The following is a 9465-nucleotide window of genomic DNA, read 5'->3' as shown; positions in this document are numbered from 1 at the left end:
TTTGGCGCGGGCGCCGGCCGGGACGGACAGCGATAACCCCGCACGTGCGGGCTCGTCGGCGGCGGTCAGGCGCGCAGGCTCGCGACGACCGACTCGACCCGCCGGGCGCGCGTCTCGGGCTTCTTCGCCGCGACGACGGCCTCGGCGTGCCGGCGCTGCGCGCTGTAGGCCAGCGACTCCCACGCCCGGGCCGCGTCGGCGTCGGCGGCGAGGGCCGCGGCGAGGTCCTCCGGGACCTCGACGGTGCGCGGCGCGTCGTCGAGGACGACCGTGACGGTGTGCGTCTCGCCGGCCGCGATGCCCGCGGCCTCCCGGACGGCGGCGCTCGCGCCGAGGAGGAATCGCCCGCCCATCGCGGCGATGCTCGTGCGCCACGTGTGGCCGGCGACCGTCGCCGCGACCTTGGGGCGTCGCCCGCCGCCGAGCGCCTCGACGACCTCGTCGGGGACGACGAACCCCGTCGTCGTCCCGCCCGTGGCCTCCAGCTGCGTCGTGAACTCCATGGGGGGAGTGTGCCCGAGCGGCGCCGGGCGGGGGAGTGACCGAGCCGACCCGTGGCGTCGGCCGCATCCCCCGGCGCGCGCCACCCCGCCGGTGCCACGATGAGGACGTGGGCCGGCCCAGCACGAGCAGCGGACGCCGCTCGCTGCTGCTCGGCACCGACTCGGCGGGTGACGCGGTCCGACGGATCGCGGTGGCGCTCACCGCGCTGGCCGTCGTCATCGTCGTCGGGACGCTCGGCTACCTCGTCCTCGGCTTCACCCTGCTCGAGGCGCTCTACCAGACGGTGACGACCGTGGCGACGGTCGGCTTCCGCGAGGTCCGGCCCCTCGGCCCCGCCGGGGAGGCCTTCACCATCGTCCTCATCCTCCTCGGGGTGGGGACCGTCCTGTACAACCTCGGGGTCCTCGTCGAGGCCGTCACCGAGGGTCACCTGCGCGAGCACCTCGGGAGGCGCCGGATGGAGCGCGACATCGCGCGGCTGCGCGACCACGTCATCGTCTGCGGGTTCGGCCGGGTCGGCCGCTCCGCGACCCGCTACCTGCTGGACCGCGGCCACGCGGTCGTCGTCGTCGACACCGACGCCACCCGGCTCGAGGGCCACACCGGCCCGTTCGTCCACGGGGACGCCGCGAGCGACGACACCCTGCGGGCCGCCGGCATCGACCGTGCCCGCGCCCTCGTCTGCGCGCTCGACACCGACGCCGACACCACGTACGCGACCCTGTCGGCGCGTGCCCTGCGCCCCGACCTCGTGATCATCAGCCGGGCCCGCACGCTCGGCTCGAAGGAGAAGCTCGTCCTCGCCGGCGCCACGCGGGCGGTCAACCCGCAGCTCATCGGCGGCCGGAGGATGGCCTCCTTCGCCCTGCACGCCGACGTCGCGGAGTTCCTCGACGAGGTGATGCACGACGACGACCTCGACGTCCGCATCGAGCAGGTCCGCCTCGCCGACACCGACGCCGTCGTCGGCCGCACCCTCGCCGAGGTCGACGTCCCGGGGACGTGCGGGTGCCAGCTGCTCGCCGTGCGCGCGCCGCGGAAGGGACCGTTCACGCCGTCACCGCCCCCGCAGACCGTGCTGGCCGCCGGCGCCACGCTCATCGTCTTCGGGACGCCCGAGCAGGTCGGCCGGCTGCGCGCGCTCGCGGCCGACGGGCGCGTCCCGACCGTCGTCGACGGCTGACGCGCCGCCGGCGCCCCTGTCAGGATGACGCCGTGGACGAGCCACCGACCCCGCCCCGCGCCATCACGCTGCGCTTCCTCGCGGCGCCGACCGACGCCGGGCACTCCGGCTCGGTGAGCGCCGGCCGGGTGCTGGAGTGGATCGACAAGGCGGGCTACGCGGCCGCCGCCGGCTGGAGCGGCACGTACTGCGTCACGGCGTACGTCGGCAACGTCCGCTTCACCCGCCCCGTCGAGGTCGGTGACCTCGTGGAGGTGGCGGCCACCGTCGTCCACACCGGCCGCTCGTCGATGCACATCACGGTCGACGTCGCCTCGGGCGCCCCGCGCACCCGTCGGCTCGAGCCGGCCACGCGCTGCCTCATCGTCTTCGTCGCCGTCGACGCCGAGGGCCGCTCCACCCCCGTGCCGCCGCTCGTCCCGGCGACGCTGGGGGAGGAGCTGCAGCAGCGCTGGGCGGTGCGCCGGGCCGAGCTCCGCGCCGAGGTCGAGGCCGCGATGGCCGGCCGGGTCTACTCGGACGCCGGCACCGCCCCGCGCGTCACGATGCGCTTCCTCGCCGCGCCCACCGACGTCAACTGGGGCGGCAAGGTGCACGGCGGCATCGTCATGCGCTGGATCGACGAGGCGGCGCACGTCCTCGCCACCCGGTGGACGGGGAGCGCCCACAACGTCGCGATCTTCACCGGCGGGGTGCGCTTCTACCGGCCGCTGCGCATCGGCCACCTCGTCGAGGTCGAGGCGCGGCTGCTGCACACCGGCCGCACGTCGATGCACGTGGGCGTCCACGTGCGCTCCGGCGACCCCGCCGACGGCGAGGGCTCCCTCGAGCTGACCACCTACTGCCGCACCGTGTTCGTGGCCCTCGACGCCGAGCGAAGGGCCGTCCCGGCGCCGACCTGGACGCCGGTCAGCGACGAGGACCGGGACCTCGACGCCCATGCCCTCGAGCTCGTCGCCATCCGGGAGCGCTTCGGCGACTGACCGGGGCACCGGGGGATCGGTGACCGTTAGTCGTTGACGATGGTGTGCGACACACACTATCGTGTCGGCATGACCTCACCCGACGACCCGACCCTCGCGGGGCACCTCCAGGAGCTGCGCCGGGGCACGGTCGTCGTCGCCGCCCTGGCGAGCCTGCGGACCGCGGGCTACGGCTACGCGCTCCTCGAGACGTTGGGCCGGGCCGGCTTCGAGGTCGACGCCAACACGCTCTACCCGCTGCTGCGCCGGCTCGAGAAGCAGGGCCTGCTCACGGCGGAGTGGAACACCGAGGAGTCCCGCCCGCGGAAGTTCTACCGGACGAGCCCCTCCGGCGAGGACGTCCTCGCCGCCCTCCGTGCCGACTGGCGCGCGCTCGACGCCGCCATCACCGACCTCGCCTGACCCGACCGACCGGAGGAGCCCACCATGGGGAGCCTGACCGACCGCTACGTCTCCGCCACCGTCCGCGAGCTCGCGCAGGACCAGCGCGACGACGTCGACCGTGAGCTGCGCGGCACCATCGAGGACATGGTCGAGGCCCGCCTCGACACCGACGCCGCGACCGACCGCGAGGAGGCCGAGCGCGCCGTCCTCGTCGAGCTCGGTGACCCGGTCCGCCTCGCCGCGGGCTACACCGGCCGTCCGCTGCACCTCATCGGGCCGGCGGTCTACCCCGAGTGGCGCCGGCTCGTCACCCTGCTCGTCACCGTCATCTCGCCGATCGCCGCGGTGGGGACCCTCGTCGTGCGGCTGTTCGTCGACGACGTCGCGACCGACGGCGTCGGGCCGGCCTTCGGGAGCGCCGCCCTGGCCGGGCTGACCACGGCGTTCCACGTCGTGTTCTGGACCACGCTCGTGTTCGCGATCCTGGAGCGCGCGCAGCCCGGCACGGGAGTCATGGGCTGGACGCCCGACCAGCTCCCCGACGCCCCGTCCTCGCGACGGTCGGTCGGGCGGTCGGAGGCCGTGTTCTCGGTCGTCGCCCTCGTCGTCATGGCCCTCGCGGTCGTCTGGCAGGAGACGAGCTCGCCGGTCCGGGTGCGCGGGGAGGCCGTGCCGGTGCTCGACCCCGCGCTCTGGTCGGGATGGCTGCCGCTGTTCCTCGTCCTGCTGGCCGCCCACGCGGCGCTCGTGCTCGTCGCCCTCCGGGCTCGCCGCTGGACGTGGACGACGGTCGGCGTGGGCGTCGCCCTCGACCTCGCGGTCGCGGCGCTGCTCGTCGGGCTCGCGCAGAACGACCGGCTCTACGACCCCGCGTTCGTCGCCGCGCTCGTCGACGGCGGATGGGCGACCGCGGGCCGCGACCTACGGGTCGCCACCGTGCTCGGCGTCGTCGTCGTCACCGTCTGGGACCAGGTCGAGACCGTCCGGCGGATGCGCAGCCGCTGACGCCGGCTGAGGACCTGCTGAGGACGCCGGCGCGGGGCCGCCCTGCGCCGGAGGGCGATCCGTGACATCCGTCAGGGTGCGAAGCGGGCTCGCGGGGTGAGGCTGCGCGTCACGGGGCCACCGCCCCGTGACAGGTCTCCCAGGAGGTATCCCGTGACAGGAACCACTCGTGGGACGGTGGCGCTCGTCGGCGCCGCCGTCCTCGCCGCGACCGGAGCCGGGGCGCTCGGCGCCGGCGCGGCCGCCGCTGCACCGCACGGCACCGGCCGGCACACGGTCAGCCCCGCCCCGGCGTGGACCACGCGGGCGCAGGCCCAGCGCTCCGCGGCGGCGACGTCCGGCCCGACGACCCGGGTCAAGGTCTGGCTCGCGCCCCGCGACGGCGCCGGCCTGCGCCGGCTCGCGGCCGCGGTCTCGGACCCGTCCTCGGCGCAGTACGGGCACTACCTCGACACCGCGCAGTACGCGGCGCGCTACGCGCCCACCGCCGCGACCGTCGACGCCGTCAGCGGATGGGCCCGCGGCGCGGGCCTGCACGTCGACACCGTCGGCACCGACCGCCACTTCGTCGAGGTCTCCGGCAGCCGCGAGGCGGTCTCGTCGGCCTTCACGGCGAACCTGCGCACCTTCACGCTCGACGGTGCCACGGGCACGGCCCCGACGAGCGCCGTCACCGTGCCCGACGCCCTCGGCGCGCAGGTCCTCGCCGTCACGGGACTCGACACCGTGACGCACCGGACCCGGCCCGCGCAGGAGGGTGGCCGGGGCACGGCGTCCACCTCGACGGCCTCGCCGAGCGACCTCGGGCCGCCCGCCGGCTTCGTCAACTCGACGACCTGCGGCGCGTACTACGGCCAGAAGGTCGACCGGACCGACCCGGCGTTCGAGGGCAAGCACCTGCCCTACTCGGTGTGCGGCTACACCCCGAAGCAGCTGCGCTCGGCGTACGGCATCACCGCGTCGCACCTGACCGGCAAGGGCGAGACGGTGGCCATCACCGACGCGTTCGCGGCGCCCACCATCGAGGAGGACGCGAACACCTACGCGACCCGCCACGGGGACAAGGCCTTCCGCCGCAACCAGTTCACGCAGGCCAACGACACCACGTACGACCCCACGAAGGTCGAGGAGTGCGGCGGCAACGGCTGGTACGGCGAGGAGACCCTCGACGTCGAGGCCGTCCACGGGATGGCGCCCGACGCGAAGGTCGCCTACTACGGCGCGGCCAGCTGCTACGACGACGACCTGCTGAACTCGATCGCCCGCGTGGTGCACGACAACAAGGCCTCGCTCATCTCCAACTCGTGGGGCGAGCCGACCTACGTCGTCGTCGACGGCGTGAAGACGCCGACCATCGACGACGCGCTCGTCCAGGCCTACGAGTCGGTCATCCTCCAGGGCGCCGTCCAGGGCATCGGCACCTACTTCTCCTCGGGTGACGACGGCGACGAGGGCGCGAACACCGGTGTCGTGTCGCCGGACTGGCCCGCGGCCGACCCCTACATCACGGCGGTGGGCGGCACGGCCCTCGCCATCGACAAGCAGGGCCGCCGCCAGTTCGAGACCGGCTGGGGCACCGAGAAGTACACGCTCTCGAACGGTGCGTGGGCGCCGGTCGGCTACCTCTACGGCGCCGGCGGTGGGTGCAGCGACCGCTTCACCAAGCCGTTCTACCAGCAGCACACGGTGACCGGCTGCGCGATGCGCGGCGTCCCCGACGTCGCGATGGACGCGGACCCGACCACCGGCATGCTCGTCGGTGAGACGCAGGTCTTCGGCGCGCCGACGCGCTTCGGGCAGGGAGTCCGCTACGGCGAGTACCGGATCGGCGGCACCAGCCTCGCGTCGCCGCTCATGGCCGGCCTCCAGGCCACCGTGCAGCAGCACCGCGGCCGCATCGGCTTCGCCAACCCGTCGCTCTACCGCCTGGCCCGCACCTCGGGCGTCTTCTACGACGTCCGTCACCAGGGCGACCGCGGCAACGTGCGCGTCGACTACGTCAACGGCCTCAACGCCGACGACGGGCTCGTCCCCAGCGTCCGGACCTTCGACCAGGACTCGAGCCTGACGACCGGTCGTGGCTGGGACGACGTCACCGGGGTGGGTGCGCCGACGGCGCGCTACCTCGCCACCGCCTCACGGCGGCACTGACACCCGGCCTGCCCCCGGGTGCGCAGCAGAGGGCCCGGCCGCCACGTGCGGCCGGGCCCTCGTGCGTGCGCGGGGTCAGGCGTAGAGCGCGCCGACGACCTCGCGGAAGGTCCGGGTGTGCAGGTCGACGTCCTCCCGGGTCGTGTCCGGGCACATGAGCGCCATGTTGTGGAACGGCGTCATGAGGATGCCGCGGTTGACCATCGCCAGGTGCATGTACGCGTCGATGTCGTCGTCGTGGGCCGCGGCGGCCTCCTCGCCCGACCGCGGTGCGGGACGGGCGAACCGGTACTCCGAGCGCGCCCCGAGCCGGCTCACCGACCACGGCACGTCGTACTCGTCGAGCGTCGCCTGCACCCCCTCGGTGAAGGCGCTCGCGAGCCCGAGCATGTGGTCGAAGGCGTCCTCGGTGAGGACCTCCGCGAGCGTGGCCCGCATCGCCGCCGTCGAGAGGGCGTTGCCGGCGAGCGTCCCGCCGACACCGCCGACGTCGATGATGTCGGCCTCGCCGGTCTCGGTGTGCCGGGTGACGGCGCGCGCCACCTCCTCGCTGATGCCGTAGGCGCCGCAGGGGATGCCGCCGCCGATCGACTTGCCGATGACGAAGATGTCGGGCTGCAGGTCCCACGCCCGGGTCGCGCCGCCCCAGCCGGCCGAGAACGTGTGCGTCTCGTCGATCATCAGCAGCGCGCCGTGCTTCGTGGCGAGCTCGCGCAGCCCCTCGAGGAAGCCCGGCTCGGGCAGGACGATGCCGATGTTCGTCAGCGCCGGCTCGGTGAGGATCGCGGCGACGTCGCCGTGGGCGAGCTCGCGCTCGACCGACGCGAGGTCGTTCCACGTCGCCGCCCGGGTCGTCATCTCGAGCGGGACCGGGGGAGCGACGTTCCCGGGGCGCGAGACGGTCGTGCCGTCGGGGCCGGGGACCGCGAACGTCTCGTCGACCGACCCGTGGTAGCAGTAGCCGAAGACGAGGATCTTCGAGCGGCCGGTCGCGAGCCGGGCCAGACGCACGGCCCACCGGTTGGCGTCGGTCGCCGAGAGGGTGAAGCTCCACAGCGGCATCGTGAAGCGCCGGGTCAGCTCCTCGCCGACCCACTGCGCGTCCTCGCTGGGCAGCATCGTCGTGATGCCGCCGAGCTCGCCCATCCGCCGGGCGACGGCCGCCGCGGTGGGCGCGGGGGAGTGCCCGGCCATCGCACCGGTGTCGCCGAGCGCGAAGTCGACGTAGGTGTGGTCGTCGACGTCGGTGATCCGGTTGCCGCGGGCGTGGTCGAGGTAGAGCGGGAAGCCGCCGCTCCACTTGTTCATCCAGGTCATGGGCACGCGGCCGAAGAGGTTGCCGCCGGCCTCGTAGAGCGCGCGGCTGCGCGGGTGGTCCGCGGTGTACTGCTCCTGCTCGGCGGCGAGGAGACGGGCGAGTCGGGCGCGGTTGGTGCTCGGCATGGAGGCACGATAGTGCTGCGGATGGCGTGGCGAGAACCCCCGCTCGCCACTCGATCCGTGACCAGCGGACGTCGGGCCTCCTCGATCCACGGTCTCCGTCGACGCCGGCGGGGCCGGTTCGGTCGACCGGCCGCCGCCTCCTACGCTGGGGCACCATGGCCCGCCAGCGCACCCCCGACGGACCCCCGCCGCCCCCGGCGGTCCAGAAGCTCCGCATCCGCTACGCCAAGCGCGGCCGGCTGCGCTTCTCGTCGACCCGCGACTTCTCGCGCGCGCTCGAGCGGGCGCTGCGCCGCTCCGGCGTGCCGATGGCCTTCTCGGCGGGCTTCCACCCGCACCCGCTCATCTCCTACGCCAACGCGGCGCCGACCGGCACCGCGAGCGAGGCCGAGTACTTCGAGATCCGCGTCACCGAGCGGGTCGACCCCGAGGCCGTCCGGGCCGCGCTCGACGAGGCCCTGCCCGTCGACCTCGACGTCCTCGAGGTCGTCGAGGCCGGGCCCGGCGCGCTCGCCGACCGGCTCGAGGCGAGCGAGTGGGACCTGCGCCTGCGGGGCAGCACGCCGGAGGAGCTGGAGCCGGTCGTCGCGGCGTACCTCGCCGCCGAGCGGGCCGAGACCACCCGCACCTTCAAGTCCGGCCCCCGCACGTTCGACACCCGCGAGGCGGTCCTGGACCTGCATGTCGCCGGGTCCGACGAGGAGGGGTGTGCGATACTGCGGATGGTCGTACGGCACACCACACCGTCCGTACGCCCCGATGACATCCTGACCGCACTCCACGCGGTGACGGGGTTCGCACCACCGGTTCCACCACTGGTGACCCGACTGGCGCAGGGCCCGCTCCGTGAGGACCGTGCCGGGGTGGCCGACCCGTTGGCCGCCGACCGGGAGGCCGTCGGCCCCGAGAGGTGACGCGCCCCCCGCGCGAGCCGATCGAGGCAGCAGCTGACTTCCGTGCGGGCCGCTCGGCCCACACGATCCGATCGTGCACCGCACGGCCGGCGAGGAGCCGCCCCAGGGCGTCCCCGGTGTGGTCGACGGCCCGCGGGTGACGAAAGGGGCCGTCATGGCTTCCGAGACCGACCCGACCACCACCGACGCCGACGCGACGCCCGTCGAGGCGAGCAGCGGCGACGAGGCCGCCCAGGCGCCCGCGCCGAAGAAGCGGGCCCCGCGCAAGCGGGCCACGAAGAAGGCCGCCGCCCCGGAGCCGGCGCCCGCCGTCGAGGCGACGGACGCCGACCCCGCCGCGGACGCCCCGGTCGACGCCCCCGCGGCCGCCGAGGACGAGCCCCCGGCCAAGCCCAAGCGCAAGGCCGCCGCCCGCAAGAAGACCTCGAAGAAGGCCGCGGCCGCGCAGACCCTCGACCTCGTCGTCGAGCCGGTCGCCGAGCCCCTGCCCGAGCTCGTCCCCGTCGAGGAGCCCGAGGAGGAGGACGCGGCCGCCGAGCCGACGGCCGAGGCGCCCGCCGCCGAGGAGCCCGCGCCCGCCGGCCCCGCCTTCGGCCTGGTCTTCCAGGCCCCCGAGGTCACGGTCGCCCCGCGCCGCCGCCGGGCCACCTCGCCCGCGCAGGCCCCGGCCGAGGCGCCCGCCGAGCGCGCCGAGGAGCCGGCCGAGGCGGCCCCCGCCGCCGCCGAGCAGGCCTCCGACGAGACCCCCGTCGAGCGTCCCGCCTCCGCCGACGCCACCGACGAGGGCGAGGGCGGCTCCCGCGGCCGCCGTCGTCGCGGTGCCCCCCGGGCGACTTGAGGCGCCAACCGCGGTGTGGCCGAACGGCCGAGTCACGTTCCGGCGCTCGGCCGGACCTCC

General features: G+C 75.1%; 9 protein-coding genes. 7 read left to right on the top strand and 2 right to left on the bottom strand.

Annotated elements, in window-relative coordinates:
- Positions 1-65 precede the first annotated feature (65 nt).
- The gene (locus tag J3473_RS10065) at positions 66-503 is read right to left on the bottom strand and encodes a YdeI/OmpD-associated family protein (protein ID WP_207023063.1); all 438 of its coding nucleotides are present in this window, start codon (positions 501-503) and stop codon (positions 66-68) included.
- A 107-nt stretch (positions 504-610) separates the two neighbouring features.
- Here J3473_RS10065 and J3473_RS10060 point away from each other — a divergent pair, with 107 nt between their 5' ends.
- The 5 genes from J3473_RS10060 to J3473_RS10040 all read left to right on the top strand — a co-directional run bounded on the left by J3473_RS10060 (position 611) and on the right by J3473_RS10040 (position 6210).
- Positions 611-1687: a TrkA family potassium uptake protein gene (locus tag J3473_RS10060; RefSeq protein WP_207023062.1), complete on the top strand. Its 1077-nt coding sequence runs from the start codon at positions 611-613 to the stop codon at positions 1685-1687.
- A 32-nt stretch (positions 1688-1719) separates the two neighbouring features.
- A complete protein-coding gene (locus tag J3473_RS10055) occupies positions 1720-2670 on the top strand; it encodes an acyl-CoA thioesterase (protein WP_207023059.1) in 951 nt (316 codons plus the stop codon).
- 69 nt (positions 2671-2739) lie between these two features.
- On the top strand, positions 2740-3072 hold the full coding sequence (locus tag J3473_RS10050; RefSeq protein WP_030528054.1) for a PadR family transcriptional regulator: 333 nt from the start codon (positions 2740-2742) through the stop codon (positions 3070-3072).
- A gap of 24 nt (positions 3073-3096) precedes the next feature.
- On the top strand, positions 3097-4059 hold the full coding sequence (locus J3473_RS10045; RefSeq protein WP_207023057.1) for a permease prefix domain 1-containing protein: 963 nt from the start codon (positions 3097-3099) through the stop codon (positions 4057-4059).
- A 153-nt stretch (positions 4060-4212) separates the two neighbouring features.
- Positions 4213-6210: a protease pro-enzyme activation domain-containing protein gene (locus J3473_RS10040; RefSeq protein ID WP_207023053.1), complete on the top strand. Its 1998-nt coding sequence runs from the start codon at positions 4213-4215 to the stop codon at positions 6208-6210.
- Between the two features lie 75 nt (positions 6211-6285).
- Here J3473_RS10040 and J3473_RS10035 read toward each other — a convergent pair whose 3' ends face one another.
- Entirely contained in the window at positions 6286-7653 is a 1368-nt protein-coding gene (locus tag J3473_RS10035; protein ID WP_207023051.1) for a transaminase, read from the bottom strand.
- Between the two features lie 155 nt (positions 7654-7808).
- On the opposite strand from J3473_RS10035, the gene J3473_RS10030 reads away from it, so the two are divergent.
- Together J3473_RS10030 and J3473_RS10025 are read left to right on the top strand one after the other, a co-directional pair.
- Positions 7809-8567: a TIGR03936 family radical SAM-associated protein gene (locus J3473_RS10030; protein WP_030528058.1), complete on the top strand. Its 759-nt coding sequence runs from the start codon at positions 7809-7811 to the stop codon at positions 8565-8567.
- A gap of 154 nt (positions 8568-8721) precedes the next feature.
- The gene (locus J3473_RS10025) at positions 8722-9405 is read left to right on the top strand and encodes a hypothetical protein (protein ID WP_207023048.1); all 684 of its coding nucleotides are present in this window, start codon (positions 8722-8724) and stop codon (positions 9403-9405) included.
- Positions 9406-9465 lie beyond the last annotated feature (60 nt).

It is taken from the genome of Phycicoccus sp. DTK01 (assembly GCF_017312765.1).
GTDB lineage: Bacteria > Actinomycetota > Actinomycetes > Actinomycetales > Dermatophilaceae > Phycicoccus > Phycicoccus jejuensis.
This window is presented reverse-complemented; position numbering and strand designations above follow the sequence as displayed.